The following is a 17,495-nucleotide window of genomic DNA, read 5'->3' as shown; positions in this document are numbered from 1 at the left end:
TAAAATGTTTTTTGTCGCAGGATTGCAGCACATGTCGAAAACGTTGCTACGTAAGGGTCTAGAGAGTAAAGAGTGTGATATTATGGTTGTGACGATTCACTCTCTACATTATTATTGTCTCACTTTTCGGGAAGAATAGACGGGTCAGTTTTGAAGGATTGGTGGATTTTTTGGGGCAGGTTTGTGAATGGGTGGTGCCAGGTACAAATCGAGGGAATTATGCCTGGCACCAGCGTTACACAACGATATCCCTCTTACTAAAAACGAAAGCCGACAACAAACCAAACGCAGCCAGATAGAATCCGATGACTATTACCGAGAACCCAAACGTCATCCCCCCAAAAGGAGGCGTCGCAAAGAAATACTGCTGCAAATCCGAATTCGCCATCAGCCAATACTTGCCCCCCTCCATACCACGCTCGTCGAATAGCAACATGAGGGTGTTGGAGGTAAAAGTAAGAAAAATGGTCAGTCCGATTGCAAGCGAACTTCGCCTCGTAACCACCGAAATCGTAAATGCCAACGAACATATAATGACCATCTCGATGAACCGCAACACGTAGGCACCGGCTACAACAAAGAAATCCACTGTAAATTCAAAGAAACTATCATAAAACCATAGAATGCCGAGGACGGATGAGAACAGAAAGTGAGCGGTCGTCAATAGGGGCGCCCACACTATGACGGTAATAAATTTTGATAGAAGGATCGTACTTCTTTTCACCGGACGGATCAATAGCAGCTTGATGGTTCCACTTGAGAATTCATCCGACACAATAGACCCTGCGATCACCAGGCAGAAGACCTGCACAAATACGTGCAGGTTCGACCTGATTCTCATAAACTCCCAAAAGAAAAACTGGGTTCCGTCAAAAAGCATGTAAACGAAGAAGGATGCCACGGAGTTGATGAATAGGATGATGCCGAGGAAACCCATGTGCGGGTGAGCGAGGCTTGTTTGATGGTTTCGTTGGTGATGAGGTTGAGTAGGGGTTTCATTGGGTAATCATCTCTATTATCATAGCACATAAACTTCAAAAAAATAGAAAAAGCCTCGAACTGTACGAGGCTCAGCATTAATTACTCAATAAAGGCGATAGGATCCCATCAGCCTCCGTTTTCCATATGATGAATGCAGGCTTTAGTTTAGTGCAAATAATTCTTTCTCTAGCAACCGGATCCTGCAGATGCGTACCCAATGACTTTCTCAAACTCATTGAATAGATTCGTCATCTCTTCGAACGGGTCGAACATTGCAGTTAACACAACATTCGTTTCCAACACCTTCCCAAGCGCCTCAAAAACACCTGACAAAACAAGACTGCCTGCCGTTTTGTCATCGTCTTGATAGGTCGCCTCAAGATAGTCCACCGCTTCCACCACCACTTCCAGCATGCCCACATATTGTTGAAGCAGTTTGAATTGCCGTTCATCTAGTTGTACTGCATTACCAAAGAATCACCTATTTCTTCTTATCATAGAACATACCGTCATGCTGCAGGTTTTCATAAGGGTTGGTATACTTTTGAGCCGATGTTTTCTTCTTCGTCAGTCCGTTCATATCACGCTTGATTTCTGCACGCAGGAGCATCAGCTTCCCGTCTATCTCCTGATTCCACCCCATCATCTGTTTTCCGATAGCTTGCTCATTCTCTGTGAATGGGGGGTTGATTGCGCCTAATAAACTTTGACGTTCGACTAATAGCTTCTCTATTTTTTCAATTACAGAATCTCGGTTTTCATCGGTTACACCATCAATGGCTTCTAATAATTGCTTTGTGATGCTGTGACACAGGATGACAGAGCTCATTATGCCTGTCCGCCTTGCCCTGCATGCTGTTTCTGGCGATTCACTTGCACGACTTGTTTCCACGTATCCCTGAAATCCGTCAAAAATTCTTCAATTTCTTCCAAAATAGAAAGATCGTTTTTCACATTCGCTTCTGCTAAACGGCGATTCAAGTAATCGTACAGTGACATCATATTTTTCGAGACTTCGAGATCCATGTTCAATGTCACCATCAGTTCATTCACAATCGCTTGTACTTTCTGGATGTTTGTATTCTTAAGCTCAATATTTTTATCTTCAATGGCTTTCTTGGCGATATTTAGAAACTTCAAGCTTCCATTATAAAGCATAAGCGTAAGCTCACCTGGTGAAGCCGTGTTGACCGAGTTATTCTGATAGGCTGTATAAGGGTTATTGATGGCCATGTTGACACTCCTTGCTATTTATAAAAATTACATACCCCCGCCGAACTGGTTCATGAGGTACATGGACTGCTGGTTCGATTGCTGAATCGCTTTTTCCATCGCGGTGAACTGCTTCCAATAGCGGTCTTCGACTTGAACGAGGCGATCCTGGAATCGGTCTATTTGGCTGTCCATATTATCAAGCATCCGACCGAGCGTATATGAGTTATTGACACTGGTTGGTTTGCCGGCTTTCTTTTCAATGCTTTCGACTGTGCCACTGATCGTTTCACGGACCCGCTTCAATAATCCCTGTGATTCTGTATCCGTTTTGGAGCCTGTTGCATTGAAGAGAGCGTAGACGGCTTTCGGATCATCTTCAATCGCCGCTCTCAATTTATCTTCATCGATGGTTAACTTACCTTTTGCCTGCCAGTTAAGCGAGCTAATTCCAATTTGACTCAACTGCTTATAATCTTCATTGACACCCGATCCATTAAAGGGAGTATATAGAGCAGTCCTGAGCTTCGTAAGTGCCCCGGATAATATAGAATCACTGCGTATCAACCCGCTTTTCGCTCGCTCTTCCCACATCTCTACCTGTTTTTCTGACATGCTTTCTTTTTCTTCATCAGAAAGCGGCTGATAGTTTCGGTAACGTTTTTCTGAAAGTTTTTCGTCAATTTTTTCAATCATTTCATTATATTTGCCTATAAATTTAACGATTTTATCGACCATATTGTCGGTATCACCTGAAACAGATACCTTGCTTGGGACGCCAGTTGGACTTTTTTGGTGAAGGGTATATGTAATGTCATTCAGGGAAAAAGTGTTACTTGCCCTTGTCACATCCAGTCCATTAATCGTTGCCTTCGCATCCATACCCGTTGTTGTTCGATCCAAAACACCTGCAGTATGAGTCAACCCAAATGATTCGAATAATAATTTAGCATCATCATCCTGCAACATAATCGAGGAGGCAGAACCGGTATCATTCTTCGTAATGGAGACCTTACCTCCTTCAGCGAAAGCAGTAATTCCCAATTCACGCTTATCTGATAGCTGTTTCAATACATCATCAAGAGTAGCACCCGCTTTAATCGTTAACTTAATGACGTCGGTTTCTGTACCATCTGGATTTTTCACCATGGACGCTGTCCCATCACCGTTCGTTACCTTCAATTCAATCTCTGTGTCGACTGAAAAAGGAGGAGAGGCAGTATAAGTCGAACCACCTGAAATCCAGTTGGTTGATGTTGCCAATTGTTTCACTTCCACCGATGTATTGATATTCCCGGCTGAAGGACCTGCCGTTGCTGTCACCACATTCGAATCGGAAGTTGCCACTTTCTTCTTTAGAAAATCTTTCTGTAACGTCATTTCATTAAAAATAAAGCTATCTAAATCACTAAGCATCGTATTCATACTGCGATAATCATCCCGCTGCCATTCCATCACTTGCTTCTTCTGCGTAAGCTTGTCAAGCGGGAGCCTCTCAGCCTTCATCAAGTCCGCCACAAGCGAATCAATGTCCATTCCGCTTGCTAAACCACCGACTCTCATAAAAAAAGCCCCTTTCTCTAAATCTTCTTATCTACCATCAATCCCACAAATTCCGTCATTGCCGCAAACATATCCAACACTTTCTTTGAAGGAATCTCTCTTATCACTTCTTTTGACTGCTCATCTACGATCTTCACATAATATTCCTGTAATTTATCATGAAATTCAAACTTAAGGTGAGTATTGGAAGCCGATAAAAACTCATTCATCCCGCGAACGACATCTTCCATCTTCTCTTTTGTAACAGGCTCTTTGTTTGTTTTTTCTTGGTGTAGTTCTTGTACCTGGAGTTGTTTTACCGCTTCATTTGTATTAGTTTCTGATATACTGAATGATTGTATAGCCGGGGTTGAACCTGTTACTTTTTCAATCATCAATCTTCCTCCTAAGGTTTATATAGCTTATATCGGAATGATTTATGGGAAGTTTAATATGAGATTTTATGTGTGTTTGATAATTATTTAACTATTACAAAACCAAATATAAAACCCACTCAAATTGAGTGGGTTTTATATTTGGTTCAATCATATTAGGATTAATTGTTTAGAGTTTAAATGTGCCACCTATATTTCAATAATAAAGTCTTGATAAAATTTCAAATGAATTATTTCTGATAAAACTCTATCACTTTATTGACAGCTTCTATCACAGAGTCGGTATCTTTTTGCGACATCTTTGGAAATATAGGTAACGTAATTATCTCTTCATACCAACTTTCCGCAATGGGGCACAACCCTTTTTTGTAACCTAACTTTTCATAGTACGGATGCCAATATACAGGGATGTAATGTACATGTACTCCTATATTTTCCGCCCTTAAAGCGTTAAAAATTTCCAATCTATTTACTTTTAGCTTATGAGTATCCAATCTCAATATATATAAATGCCAACTCGATTCAGTGCAATCTAATTGATTAGGGATTATTACTCCTGGCAAGTGAGCAAAAGCTTCGTTATAGCATTGAGCAATTTCCCTTCGTAACTCAATAAATTTCTCCAACTTTTCTATTTGCGATAATCCTAATGCGGCCTGTACATCTGTCATTCGATAATTGTAACCCAAATCAACCATTTCATAGTACCATGGTTCTTTAAAATTGTTTTTTATTATCCCATGACTACGAAAGAGTCTAAGTTTTTCTGCATATTCTATTGAGTCGGTTACGATTATTCCACCTTCACCTGTAGTAATATGCTTCACTGGATGAAAACTAAACATGGTCATATCAGCTAAAGATCCGATTTTACTACCACTATAAGTTGCTCCTAATGAGTGAGCCGCATCCTCAATTACTACTAGGTTATGCTTATTTGCAATATCCTTGATGCTACTCATTTCTGCAGGTTGACCGGTAAAGTCTACAGGTATTATCGCTTTAGTTTTAGAACTAATTACTTCTTCTATCTTTTCAGGATTAATATTATAAGTATCATTGTGTATATCTGCAAAAACCGGCTTAGCACCTACATACAATGAACAATTCGCACTTGCAGCAAAAGTAATGGGTGAAGTAATAACCTCATCACCTTCTCCTACACCAGCTGCATGACAAGCTCCATGTAAGGCAGCAGTACCATTAGAAAAGGCTACTGCATATTTCACCCCTACATATCTGGCGAATTTTTCTTCAAATTCTTCTATTGCAGGTCCTTGTGTAATATATGGACTTTTTAAAATTCCAATTACACTATCTATATCATTATCGTCAACCCATTGTTTTCCATAAGATAAATAATTTTCTCTAGCTGGTTTCCCGCCATGAATTGCTAACATTTTTCCACCCCGCCAAATGCTCATGTTGATGACTGGATTATGACCTGAATTTCATAAAACACATTCATTTAAACTAAACTGGTATAAATTTAATATATGTATTTCTTTTTTGAGTAAATTTCTTGCTCTTAAACTATACAATATCCCAAGACATAGGAGTACCTTTCTTCAAATCCCGTTTAACTGTTTTACCTACCAATACATTGAAGTATTTCGGAGATAACCCTAGCCCCGGCCTTATACACTTTATATGCTCTTTTGTTAGGATTTCACCAGCTTTAATATCTTTAACTATATAGATTGATCTTCTACGTTTTAATGAATTTTTCTCTTTTTCAGTAGGTCCATATTTAATCTGTCCAATTGCATCAAAAGCTCTATTAGCTTCAGTAACTAGCTGTTTTAGTTCATTCGGCTCTAGTGAAAAAGCAGCATCAACTCCTCCTTCACTTCGCGAAAGAGTCAAATGTTTTTCAATAACTTTTGCCCCAAAACTAATACTTGCAACTGCTACCCCAATCCCTAGTGTGTGGTCTGATAGTCCTACTTCACAATCAAAGAGTTCACGCATATGTGGGATAGTTAAAAGATTAGTATCTTTTGGTGAGGCTGGGTATGTACTTGTACATTTTAGTAGTACAATATCCTTACAACCTGCTTCTTTAGCAGTTCTAACTGCATCATCTAATTCAGCTATAGAAGCCATACCTGTGGAAATAATAATCGGTTTTCCAGTACTGGCTACTTTTTTTATCAATGGTAAATCAATATTCTCGAACGATGCAATTTTATACATCGGAACGTTTAGGGACTCTAAGAAGTCTACAGCAGTTTCATCAAAAGGGGAGCTGAAAGGTATCACACCCAATTCATGACATTTTTCAAATATAGGATTATGCCATTCCCAAGGAGTATATGCTTTTTCATATAGATCATATAATGAATGCCCATTCCAAATATTATCTGGATTATCAATAACAAATTCATTATTTTTGATATTAAGCGTCATTGTATCTGGAGTATACGTTTGAATCTTTACTGCGTCTACTCCAGCTTTTGCAGCCTCCTCTACTAGTCGCAATGCTTTATCTAAAGATTGGTTGTGATTCCCAGATAGTTCCGCAATTATAAATGGTTTTTTATTTATTTCTTGAGAAAGTGAACCTACAAATCTCATTCGTTAACCACCTCAGTATCTATATTAAAATGCAGTAAATTTGATGCAACCTCACTATTTTTAATTGCATCGTCTCTATCTAATCCTGAACAAACTATATAATAGAATCGATCTGAACCATTTCTTAAGGGACGAATCCGGGTGTTACGTGGGTCTTGGAAAAATCCAAATTGTTTAACTACTTCCATTTGACTTAAATTTTCCTCGCCTGATATTGAACAAAGCATACCTTCATCCAACTCCCCTGGGTCAGCAGTCAGAAATTTAACTGTAATTGCTGGATGCTCTTCAAATACTTTATAATTTGGCAGTTTAATTTCTTCTCCTAAAGAAATATCTAGTTGTAAATCTATCAAATTGTATCCTGTAGCAAATTCAAATACCTCTTTCATAATACCACCTGGTATTCGTTCTCCTACTTCAATAACACTCAATCCATCTTCACCTTTTATCATCTGCGGAAAAATAATCCCATTTTTTATTGATAAAGTGTCAGCTATTTTTTGGCAAATGTTTTTTATTTCGCCAATATGTTTATTATAGTTTTCACACGGGTATAGATGTCGAAGAACAACCCCAAAGGATTTGTCTTTATGTTTAATTCGATCAGAAGCAATAGTTTTTACAACTTGCCCATTTAATATAAGAGAAACAACATTAATTTCATCACCTTCTATGAATTCTTCAATAATAATTTCTCCCTTATTAGAAGATTCTATCGCTTGACCAATAACCTCATCTGATAACTGCTCACGAGAATTTATTTTAAATAGACCAACTTGTCCACCTTTGTCAGTTGGTTTAATTACAAGTGGGAAACCTATCTCATAAGCTGCAGTCATTCCATCATTTATTGAAGTAGCATGGATATATTTAGGGTTTTGAATATTGTTTTTTTTAAAGTATTCCCGCATCTTGTATTTACTTTGTGAAGCCAGGACACTTGATAGACTCGGAGAAGGTAATCCCAATTCTTTTCCTACTTCGTAAATACTTCTTAATGGGGTTTCTGTTATCATTGATGTTATTGCATCGACTTTCTTTTTAGTTGCAAGGTCTAATATACGCTTATGATCTACAGTACTTATTAAGTGGTGCTCATTCGCATATTTAAAACCATATGCATCTGGATTTTTATCTACAGCAATTACATACATACCTCTATCTTTTGCTCGTTTAATAATAGGGAACTGTTCATAACCTGCGCCAACTATCATTATACGCTTACTCATTTTCTTTCCCCTCAATCACTATAATCTCGTTATTATTAATATGGAACTGATTCATTTTATTAATATTTCCCCATTTGTTAATTGAAATCAAGCCCCTGATCCAAGCTCCATGACCGAATATAAGTAGAGTATCTAGAGTGATATATTTATCGATGAATGATTTAATACGTTTTTCAAAGTCTATTAAACTTTCACCTAACACTACATCTCTAGGATTTTCAACCCAATTTACAACTTTGCTTAACTCTGACTTTTCTTTACCTTCAAAATAGCCAAAGTTTAGTTCATTTAAAAGTGGGTCGATAATTAAATTTTTGTATCCATATAAGTTTGCTGTTTGTTTTGTTCTTTTTAGTTCACTACATAAAACTAAATCAAAGTTAAATTCATTTTTAAGTTTTTTCCTGTTTTTTTTAATTTCACAATTATGATAATGATTTGGTGGAAGTACCTCAATATCTTGTGTACCTTGCAATAAATCTTCCATATTCCAGTAAGTCGGTAAATGTCGAATAATCACAATTTTCATTTAACATTCACGTGAAAAGTTTCACTTCTTAGGCCTTGACGCTGTGTTTCTAATAATAATAAATCTCTTAAAGGAATATTCCCTACATTGACATTAGGTCCAATTAAATTAATAAATAGCATCTGAGTTTTAGGAGTAGGTGCTTCAAATATCAGCTTTTCTGCTGGGATTTCTGCAATGACATCAGAAACTAATCCAGCCCTCAGCTCCCCGTTTGGTCTATATATACCGGCTGACGCAGAATCTCTACCTTCTGTAATTACATACTTACAACCAACTTCAATAAAAGATTTGATTTCATGTATCCAACTTGAAGGAGCCATAATATTTTCCGGATCCTTGGATCCGACTTCAGCAAGTACTGTAAAACCACTTTCCATAGCATTTTTAGCAATTTCTAATCTTTCCTCTAGAGGAATGGTAATTGTTCCACTCGAAATTTCAATCCAATCAACCTCAAAGTCACTTAAAAATTTTAAATATGTATTTAAATTATCTTCATAATAAAACTTTTCAAAAAGGGTTCCACCAAAATAAGGAGTAACCTGGTAATCCTTATAAAGTTGAATTTTTTCTTTTAATTTGGGAGAAACTGCAGCAGTACCTATTCCGAATTTCGCCACATCTATAAATTCGTGGTAATCTTCTAGAATATTTTGTAATTCTTTTATAGGTACCCCTACATCCGTAACAGCTGTGATACCTGTTTTTCTGAATTTTTTTGTTCTATTCGGTAGCTTTAAGTATTTCATAAACATACTCCTTTAGATGTTAATTTTCATTATGTAACTCAGATTTTTCATTCCTAAATAACACTACTATTCTTCACTTAATGTTGGAAATTACTCTTTAATTAGCTGAACTATACGCTTCGTGCCTAAACCATCTATTAGTTTTTGGCCATTTCTGATTAATTCCTCTCTTTTTTTTGTATCATTTAGTAAGTTCATAACTTCTCTACTAATAAGTTCTGGATTGATATTTCCAGATTCCCCTAAATATGTTGTGGCGTTAAAATCTTCAGATATAACTTTTAACGCTCTTTGGTTACTTGCAGTTTTTATACTAATTGTTGGTAAACCCATATATAACATTTCAATCAAAGTTGTACCACCAGATGTGATCCCTAAATCTGCCCAATTAAAATGATCGTACATTTGGTTAGATGATGTAATTATTTCGATACCATATGTACATTTATTTTGAAAATCAGTTATTATACTTTTATTCTTATTTAACGGACCTAAAATAACTCTTACTTGAAAGGTTTGATTTAATTCCATTTCAAGGAGTGCGTTTAATATAAGTAGAACTATATTTTCTTTATCTGAACCACCCATAGTAATCAAAATCTTTGTCGGTATCTCAGCTGTAATTTTATTTTCTAACTTGTTAGCCAGAAAATCTTTACGTAATAATGCGTATTTATGTCCAAGTAAAACTTGTGTATAGTCCATTCGATTAGAATAATCCACACTATTTGCAAAAAAACCCCTATTTATTACATAATCGGCGTAATAAATGTCGCATTGTCCAAAGTCGTCAAATAAGAGGATTTTATGAGAATGATTTTTAATTTCTTTTTGAAATTCAGAATTGAAATAATAACCATCAATTACTAGTATATCTATCTCAAATTTTTTTAATTGTTTTATTGTTTCGTTGGCGTCCCTGATAGAACCTGGTGCTACATCTTTTTCATTTATTATTTCAATTTGTTCTTCTAAAAGTAATTTTTCTAAATCTTTTGGGAGATCAAAAGAAAAGAGATATACCGCTCCCCCTTGAGAGATCCATTCTTGAGCAAGTGCCAAGCAACGCATAATATGACCTATACCAATTTCATTACTAGCATCAGCTCTTATTAATAGTTTTTTCATTTAATATAACTCCCTGTTATACCTGTTTTTGTTCTATATGTGAATTTATATTCACTAGATCCGGATTATCTTTTAGAAATTTCAAAACATCATTCATATAAAACAGCTCTCCTTCTATATAGAGCGAATCGTAAATATTTTTAATCAGTTCAAAATCTTCCGTTGTATCTACCGTCCACCTGTGGTTTTTATTTCCTTCGTGCTCATTAATCACATTACTTATTTGATATTCGGATATGTTATTATAGATATACTTTGTAACATGCTCACGTTCAGCAGCTGATACTGCTTTATTATTCATTTCTTCTAATACATCCATTGAAAAGATGGATGCATCTAACCCCCTCGGAAATGTTCTCTTAATTGTATTAGATACTAAATCATAAGATGGATAGTTTTCCAAATAATGTTGTACTACCTCGTCAACAACCTCAGGGTCTATTAAAGGACAATCTGAAGTGATTCTAACTACGGCATCTGCTTCATAGTATAGTGCTGCTTCATAATACCTTGAAAGCACATCTTCCTCAGATCCCCTAAAACTATTGATATTCAGTTTTCTACATATATTAATTATTTTATCGTCACTATTATTATTGGTAGTGGCCACCACAATTTGGTTAATTTTTTTAGAATGTGCTAGCCTTTCAAGTTGATGTTCTAATAAGGTTTTCCCTCTTACCTCTTTTAAAATCTTTCCTGGTAAGCGTGTTGAATTCATTCTAGCTTGGATTATGCAAACAACTTTCATTTAATTCACCCTTAAAAAATATGTTAATCTATTAATATGTTGAGTTCAGCCACTGATAACCATGAATCATTTGTATCGCTACTATACTTAAATCCTTCTGGGAGCGTTACCCCTTCACTAGAAACATCGAACTTCCACCATGGGAATTCAGGCTGAATTAAATAATAGGATGGAAACTCTATTGTTCTCCTTGCATCATCTTCCGTAATCATTACTTCGTGAAGTTTTTCACCGGGTCTAATGCCTATGACTTTTAATTTGCATCCCGGAGATATAGCTTCTGCTAAATCAGTGATTTTCATGCTTGGAATTTTAGGAACAAATATCTCTCCGCCTTGCATTCTTGTTAAGCTGTCGATAACAAATTGTACACCTTGCTCTAAAGTAATCCAAAATCGGGTCATACGCTCATCTGTGATGGGAATATGATCCTCGCCCTGTTCTTTAAGTTTTTTAAAGAAAGGCACCACACTGCCCCTGCTGCCCACTACATTTCCATAGCGGACGACAGAAAATCTGGTTTCTTTATTCCCTGCATATGAATTTCCTGCTACGAATAATTTATCCGAAGCTAATTTAGTGGCTCCATACAAGTTAATCGGGCTTGCTGCTTTATCTGTACTTAAAGCAATAACCCTTTGTACTCCCCTGTCTATTGCAGCTTCAATAATGTTTTGGGCTCCATGTATATTCGTTTTCACTGCTTCAAAAGGATTATACTCACAAGCCCCCACATGCTTTAATGCTGCAGCATGAATAACTACATCTACTCCGTCAAACGCTCTATATAATCGTTCTTTATCCCTTACATCACCAATAAAAAATCGAATTCTAGAATCTGTAAATTCTTGCGCCATTTCATATTGTTTTAATTCATCTCGACTAAAAACAATTACTTTTTTTACGTCATAATTTAATATTTTTTTTATGAACTTCTTTCCGAATGATCCTGTGCCACCAGTAATAAGAATTGTTTTCCCAATAATACCAAACATTTAAATCTCTCATTTCGTGTGAATTTTTCTTTTTGCCAACGTTTGTTCTTCATTGTCTTTTATCGGAAGTAACAATGGTTTTATAAAGACTTATATCGAATTTTAACATGGAAATAAAAACCACCAACCTCCCGCCTTAAATATAGTGAACTTGGATTCGGTCTTCATTTTTATGAAATAAAAAATAAAAGCTGGCTTTGCCAGCATGGGTTAATTTTTTGTTAAAAGCTTAGATTATTGTAAAAATTGTGGATTTAGCTTAGAAAGGTTTTGGGTTATAACCCTATAATTGAAAAGCATTCTTGTTATATCTATATGTAATTTAGGCGTTCAAAAATTCTCGAAGTGAAATATGATCCCACCCCTTAATATAGGCTCCACCTTCAGTACAATTGCACAACTCAATATCTTGATGAGTGCTAGCATATCTTTCAAACCATTTTAAATATGCATATAGATTTTTGGAAGTTTTCACCTGGCTGTTTCCATAGTAATCTTTTACTTCAATGTAACTATAGTCTTCTTGAATTACTTTTTGCGCATGAGTATTTGCAGCATGTGAATAATTATCTGTAAATGATAGGTCTTGACCGATTAACCCTATACGCTTGCTACCTAATTTAACAAGCATATCCAATAGGCAGGTTGCTACTGAACCACCTGTTTCTATGAGAATTGTATTACTCTGAGCCTTTATTTCGGCTTGTTGAAAACCTTTTTGCCAGGCAATATATCTTTCACCCGAATAACTCTTTACTGTTAAATGATTTGCTGTACTCAAATATACTAGAGGTATACTTGTCGTATTTATCCCCTCTAATTGTTTAAATATATTATCTTTAGGATCGGATATCATGATTAAATCAGGTTTGATATTTTCTGCAAGTAGTGGAATTACAGCGGTACCCACACAAATTACTTTAATTTTTTTATCGAGTCTTACTCTCTTTAACATACTTAATTGTTTTGTTAGTGAGGGGCCAGCCGATACTAAAATACAAGTATGATCATGAAAATTGAATCGTTCATTACTTATCTCTTTATCTCTTAAGGTAAGATTTAGATTAAAATTCTCTATTAAATTCCCAGATTGTTCTAGAATCGTTCTATTATATAAATGAAAAGATTCCAAAGATCTTTTCATCGCTTTGTTTTCAATGAGCTCTAAGGAAGGTTTATAGATAAACAAGTTTTCCATATTTTCATTTAGCATTTGCATTAGTTCATCTAGAATACTATCTTGGTCAAAATGCAAAACAACTTGTTCATTTAGAAGATCATCTGAAATTAACTTGTTGTCATTCATCCATTTAACATATTTGGCGTTAAATTCAAAAATATGAATGGTGAGATCAGGATATATCTTTTTTAATTCTGCAATATGATATCCCAATCCTAATCCAATGACGATAACTTTATCCTGCAGGATTTTTGGAAGCCCGTTGACCCATGAAGTTGCTTCTTTTATCGGATTATACCTACTGTGCAAATAATATTCTTTCCCGTCATGCTTTACCTTTACTGTATTGTGTCCCCTAGCCTTAACTAATTCCCAGTTCAATCTCTTCACTTATCCTTTGCTATTCTGTCTAACCATCTATGCATCGCAGGATTAATCTCATATTCGAAAATATCTGCAATAAGGACTGTATCTTTAAATTGTAACCCTTCTTGAATTTCAACTAGGTATTCATTTATTTCATGTGTATCTATATTTAGAGAATAATCTATCCCTTTAATCCCATTAACCGCACTAACAATCCATTCGATTCCATTTATTATCTTTTGGATTCTACCCATAGCTTCAAAATCTTTATCTTTTCGAAGCAATTCTGCAATAATAATAGACTCATTTGCTACTTTCGGCAGAAATTCTTCTAGGCTCTCAATCGTTTCCAAGACTAACTCATTATGTGACATTCTTATCCCTCTTTTTTTCATTTTCACTTAACTTGTCTAGTAACTCTAATAAAAAAGAATGACTAAGTTTTGTGGATTCTTTAATTCCTTCAAAAAGCAATTTTGTTTTGTTGAAAATTCGTTTATTACTATCTTCAAAGGATTCATTATCTTGTTCTAAATTACTATGTTGCACTTTAAAAATAACAGGTCTCAAAATATAAAATAGAAATTCATTGTGCAAGTATTCCTTTAATTCATTTTCACATTGGGAAAGTCTTTCATTACTAATTGTATCAAACAAAAAATTATTTTCTTTGATATGAGACATTATCTTTTTAACTTTACTAGTTAGCTTAATTATTTTCTCATGAATCACAACTAGTTCTTTAACTTCCATTCTAAAATGTTCCCATTCTTTATTAGAGCGTTCATTTTGATTTGGAAGTGTATCAATCAAAGTAGTTTTTTTAGAAATCTTACAATAACTATCGACAAATGTTTTAAATGGAATTTGCTGAAAACCAGTAATTTTCACTCCTCCTTCTGTACAATTATATAGCCGATGTTTATGATTTCCAACCGAGCTCGCATATTGCTCAAATCCCTTTTGCATACCATTAAAAACATAATCCGTTAAAACTTTTTCTCCATTGTAGCCTTCAGTGTAATACATTTTTCTTTGTTTTTCTTTTTCTTTATCAATACCAGACTTCCCTTTATTCCCAGATGCATGAGTTTGATTATTTGTGTACGCCAGATCCTGTCCAATTAAAGCAACGGGGCCAGTAGTTAACTTCATCGCTATATCCAAGGAGAAATTGGCTACTGAATGTCCAGTTTCGACTACTCCATTGTCTCGTTGAAGCAATTTATTTGTCCACTTATTCATGTACGTATGATCCGAAATGTTAAAGGTAAACTGTTTTCCATTATGCAAGGTAGGTATTCCTTTATGAACTATAAGAGGATACGCCATGGGGATATCAGAAAAATTAATATCTTTAAAATGATTATAGTTTGGTTCACCCCCATCCACTGTCACAACTAGATCAGGCGTAATCCCTTCCTTTAATAGTGAATTAATAGTAGAACCCGCACAAATAATAAATGACTTATCGCGAATTCCTTTTAATAATGGAAGTTGTTTAGTTAAGGAGGGGCCACCGGAAGTAATGACAATTGGACAATCCATTTTCCCTGTTAAATCTTCTATATTATGGGAGGTGAATGCAGAATATAAATTTGAAGTATAATTCTCTTGCCATTTTCGAGAAAACATATGACGAGTGTTATTATTGAGTATTTCCATCATTAGCTGATCTTTGGAAATTTCTAAGCACTTCTTAAATAAATCCGGGTAAAGTTTTTGATAATTCGGTGTCTCAACTATTGTAAATCTTCCCATGTATTCTTGGAAACCTGCATTCAAGAGAGATTCAAATGAAGTAAAATCCTCACCTATACAAAAGTTAATATTTAAACCAGAAGTAATAAGACGTTTATTGTATTTTAAAGCTAACTCAAATACTTCTTCATCTGGCTCGATTATTATTAACCTGTCACCTTCGCTCATTTTATCAATAATTGAGTCGACTAAATATCCAAGACCCAAACCAAACAAAATATGTAAATGATTCTTTTTATATGAAGATTCCACTATTCTCTCAGCTTCCTCTAATGGATCATATTTACTGTGAACCAGTAAACCATTAATTTTTAAACTTATCATACCTCTTTTACTATCGAGTGTTTCAATTTTATACTTTCTTTGAACTTTATCCATTTACATACACCCTTTTAAAAAGGCAACCAATAAATTGGTTGCCTTATTGAATATTCTAGCTAATTAACGAAGTAATTGTAAAACTCCCTGTGGCTGCTGGTTTGCTTGAGCAAGCATTGCTTGAGCAGCTTGAGAAAGGATTGAGTTTTTCGTTTGAGCCATCATTTCTTGAGCCATATCTACATCACGGATACGAGATTCTGCGGCCGTTAAGTTTTCAGAGCCTGTATTAAGGTTATTGATAGTGTGTTCTAATCTGTTTTGAACTGCACCGAACTTAGATCTCATTGTAGATACAGTCTCAATCGCAGTATTTATGTTTGTAATAGCAGCATTTGCCGCAGTATTACCACTAACAGTGATTGCACCAGCTGATAACCCTAGAGCAGTAGCACTCATATTAGAAATAGAAAGTGTTATGACTTGTCCCGAGTTTGCACCCACTTGGAAATTATAAGTACCAGCAGATTGAATCAGCTTTTGAGTATTAAACTCAGTTTCATTTGATATACGTGTGATTTCTTCTTTTAATTGAGTTAACTCAGCGGAAATGGACGTACGGTCAGCTGAAACATTCGTATCGTTGGATGCTTGAACTGCTAATTCTCTCATACGTTGAAGAATAGAGTGAGTTTCATTTAAAGCACCCTCAGCAGTTTGAATTAATGAAATACCATCTTGAGCATTACGAGATGCTTGTTCCAATCCACGAATTTGCCCACGCATTTTTTCAGAGATCGATAGTCCAGCTGCGTCATCTCCAGCACGGTTAATACGAAGACCAGAAGATAATTTCTCCATAGATTTCATTTGTCCATTGTTTGCGGAACCTAATTGACGGTAAGTATTAAGAGCTGCAATATTATGATTAATTCTCATAACTAAATTTCCTCCTTGAAAGTAAGTCCACATCCTTGTGAACTGTTCAGTATTTGGTTTACAAAGAACATAAAGGTCGGCCGCCCTTTTCTTCCTTGCTTACAAGATTAATATCGGTCGTTATGACTCGGATTTAATAGTTTCATGAAAAATTTATTGTTTTTTTGGCAGTATGTTAAAGAGGTTGTCGATTCCTTTTGATGCTTCTGCATTTTCTTCCTGGATGGTCAGGTAGATTTCTTTTCTGTGGATTTCAACATTCTTTGGTGCGTTGATGCCGAGCTTCACCTGATCTCCTTTTATAGAAACAACACTAATTTCAATATCTTCCCCGACTTGGATGGCTTCGCCTGTTTTTCTTGTCAGTACCAGCATCGTCTCACTCCTTACCGGCTTGCTCTGACTGAGCAAAGATTAAGTGTTTTGTTTGGTAATCTCTATCGTTTAAGATGACTTGTTTCGCTTTGTTGTTTGCCAGATTGATAATGATCGGGGCTTGAAGATTCGCTGTTGATTCTTTCAATGTTATCTTCATTGTTAGTATTGTCAGTACTTTCACGTCTTTTTCCGAAGAAAGCTCTAATAACTCTACGCTCCCTGAATCTAACTCAAAATCGTATTCGTTTGTAAACAAGAAAGGGTCCGTTACTACGAATCCAAGCTCTGGTGTCGTAATCGATTGCAGAATTAAAAACCAATCGTTTTCCTCCAATGGAAGAAGCACGAATTGTTTCTCATCAAGAAAACCCGGTATACCCTGTTCAAATTTCAGTATGTCGTCCTCTTTCACATCAATTTCACCATGATATTTCGTATGTAGTTTCATTCTCTCATTCC

General features: G+C 35.6%; 20 protein-coding genes. All 20 read right to left on the bottom strand.

Annotated elements, in window-relative coordinates:
- Nucleotides 1–235: 235 nt before the first annotated feature.
- The 20 genes from LCM10_RS10000 to fliW all read right to left on the bottom strand — a co-directional run bounded on the left by LCM10_RS10000 (nt 236) and on the right by fliW (nt 17,484).
- Complete coding sequence (locus LCM10_RS10000; RefSeq protein WP_224876090.1) at nt 236–937, bottom strand: ABC transporter permease; 702 nt, start codon at nt 935–937, stop codon at nt 236–238.
- A 230-nt stretch (nt 938–1,167) separates the two neighbouring features.
- Nucleotides 1,168–1,395, bottom strand: a complete 228-nt coding sequence (locus tag LCM10_RS09995; RefSeq protein ID WP_224876088.1) for a hypothetical protein — start codon at nt 1,393–1,395, stop codon at nt 1,168–1,170.
- Between the two features lie 67 nt (nt 1,396–1,462).
- Nucleotides 1,463–1,810 (bottom strand): flagellar protein FliT, encoded by a 348-nt coding sequence (locus tag LCM10_RS09990; RefSeq protein ID WP_224876087.1) that lies wholly within the window; start codon nt 1,808–1,810, stop codon nt 1,463–1,465.
- Nucleotides 1,810–2,214 (bottom strand): flagellar export chaperone FliS, encoded by a 405-nt coding sequence (gene fliS / locus LCM10_RS09985; protein WP_224876086.1) that lies wholly within the window; start codon nt 2,212–2,214, stop codon nt 1,810–1,812. Before fliS ends, LCM10_RS09990 begins: the two co-directional genes overlap by 1 nt.
- A gap of 27 nt (nt 2,215–2,241) precedes the next feature.
- Nucleotides 2,242–3,756, bottom strand: coding sequence for a flagellar hook-associated protein 2 (locus LCM10_RS09980; RefSeq protein ID WP_224876085.1), 1,515 nt, complete (start codon nt 3,754–3,756; stop codon nt 2,242–2,244).
- Between the two features lie 17 nt (nt 3,757–3,773).
- On the bottom strand, nt 3,774–4,130 hold the full coding sequence (flaG, locus tag LCM10_RS09975; RefSeq protein WP_224876084.1) for a flagellar protein FlaG: 357 nt from the start codon (nt 4,128–4,130) through the stop codon (nt 3,774–3,776).
- Nucleotides 4,131–4,360: 230 nt separating this feature from the next.
- Nucleotides 4,361–5,530 carry a UDP-4-amino-4,6-dideoxy-N-acetyl-beta-L-altrosamine transaminase gene (gene pseC / locus LCM10_RS09970; RefSeq protein WP_224876083.1) on the bottom strand — a complete coding sequence of 390 codons (1,170 nt, stop codon included), beginning with the start codon at nt 5,528–5,530 and terminating at the stop codon, nt 4,361–4,363.
- Between the two features lie 133 nt (nt 5,531–5,663).
- Nucleotides 5,664–6,707, bottom strand: a complete 1,044-nt coding sequence (pseI, locus tag LCM10_RS09965) for a pseudaminic acid synthase (RefSeq protein ID WP_224876082.1) — start codon at nt 6,705–6,707, stop codon at nt 5,664–5,666.
- On the bottom strand, nt 6,704–7,939 hold the full coding sequence (locus tag LCM10_RS09960; RefSeq protein WP_224876081.1) for an ATP-grasp domain-containing protein: 1,236 nt from the start codon (nt 7,937–7,939) through the stop codon (nt 6,704–6,706). Before LCM10_RS09960 ends, pseI begins: the two co-directional genes overlap by 4 nt.
- The gene (locus LCM10_RS09955; protein ID WP_224876080.1) at nt 7,932–8,468 is read right to left on the bottom strand and encodes a histidine phosphatase family protein; all 537 of its coding nucleotides are present in this window, start codon (nt 8,466–8,468) and stop codon (nt 7,932–7,934) included. Before LCM10_RS09955 ends, LCM10_RS09960 begins: the two co-directional genes overlap by 8 nt.
- On the bottom strand, nt 8,465–9,220 hold the full coding sequence (locus LCM10_RS09950) for a phosphosulfolactate synthase (RefSeq protein ID WP_224876079.1): 756 nt from the start codon (nt 9,218–9,220) through the stop codon (nt 8,465–8,467). Before LCM10_RS09950 ends, LCM10_RS09955 begins: the two co-directional genes overlap by 4 nt.
- Nucleotides 9,221–9,310: 90 nt before the next feature.
- Nucleotides 9,311–10,348 (bottom strand): UDP-2,4-diacetamido-2,4,6-trideoxy-beta-L-altropyranose hydrolase, encoded by a 1,038-nt coding sequence (gene pseG / locus LCM10_RS09945; protein WP_224876078.1) that lies wholly within the window; start codon nt 10,346–10,348, stop codon nt 9,311–9,313.
- A gap of 16 nt (nt 10,349–10,364) precedes the next feature.
- Entirely contained in the window at nt 10,365–11,099 is a 735-nt protein-coding gene (locus LCM10_RS09940) for a cytidylyltransferase domain-containing protein (protein ID WP_224876076.1), read from the bottom strand.
- Nucleotides 11,100–11,122: 23 nt separating this feature from the next.
- Nucleotides 11,123–12,094 (bottom strand): UDP-N-acetylglucosamine 4,6-dehydratase (inverting), encoded by a 972-nt coding sequence (gene pseB / locus LCM10_RS09935; protein WP_224876073.1) that lies wholly within the window; start codon nt 12,092–12,094, stop codon nt 11,123–11,125.
- A gap of 322 nt (nt 12,095–12,416) precedes the next feature.
- Nucleotides 12,417–13,655, bottom strand: a complete 1,239-nt coding sequence (locus LCM10_RS09930) for a motility associated factor glycosyltransferase family protein (RefSeq protein WP_224876072.1) — start codon at nt 13,653–13,655, stop codon at nt 12,417–12,419.
- A 5-nt stretch (nt 13,656–13,660) separates the two neighbouring features.
- Nucleotides 13,661–14,014: a hypothetical protein gene (locus tag LCM10_RS09925; protein WP_224876070.1), complete on the bottom strand. Its 354-nt coding sequence runs from the start codon at nt 14,012–14,014 to the stop codon at nt 13,661–13,663.
- A complete protein-coding gene (locus LCM10_RS09920) occupies nt 14,004–15,779 on the bottom strand; it encodes a motility associated factor glycosyltransferase family protein (RefSeq protein WP_224876069.1) in 1,776 nt (591 codons plus the stop codon). Before LCM10_RS09920 ends, LCM10_RS09925 begins: the two co-directional genes overlap by 11 nt.
- 63 nt (nt 15,780–15,842) lie before the next feature.
- The gene (hag, locus tag LCM10_RS09915; protein ID WP_224876068.1) at nt 15,843–16,658 is read right to left on the bottom strand and encodes a flagellin Hag; all 816 of its coding nucleotides are present in this window, start codon (nt 16,656–16,658) and stop codon (nt 15,843–15,845) included.
- A gap of 153 nt (nt 16,659–16,811) precedes the next feature.
- Entirely contained in the window at nt 16,812–17,033 is a 222-nt protein-coding gene (gene csrA / locus LCM10_RS09910; RefSeq protein WP_224876067.1) for a carbon storage regulator CsrA, read from the bottom strand.
- 4 nt (nt 17,034–17,037) lie between these two features.
- Nucleotides 17,038–17,484: a flagellar assembly protein FliW gene (gene fliW, locus LCM10_RS09905; RefSeq protein ID WP_224876066.1), complete on the bottom strand. Its 447-nt coding sequence runs from the start codon at nt 17,482–17,484 to the stop codon at nt 17,038–17,040.
- Nucleotides 17,485–17,495: the final 11 nt, after the last annotated feature.

It is taken from the genome of Rossellomorea aquimaris, assembly GCF_020171925.1.
Taxonomy (GTDB): domain Bacteria; phylum Bacillota; class Bacilli; order Bacillales; family Bacillaceae_B; genus Rossellomorea; species Rossellomorea aquimaris_F.
This window is presented reverse-complemented; position numbering and strand designations above follow the sequence as displayed.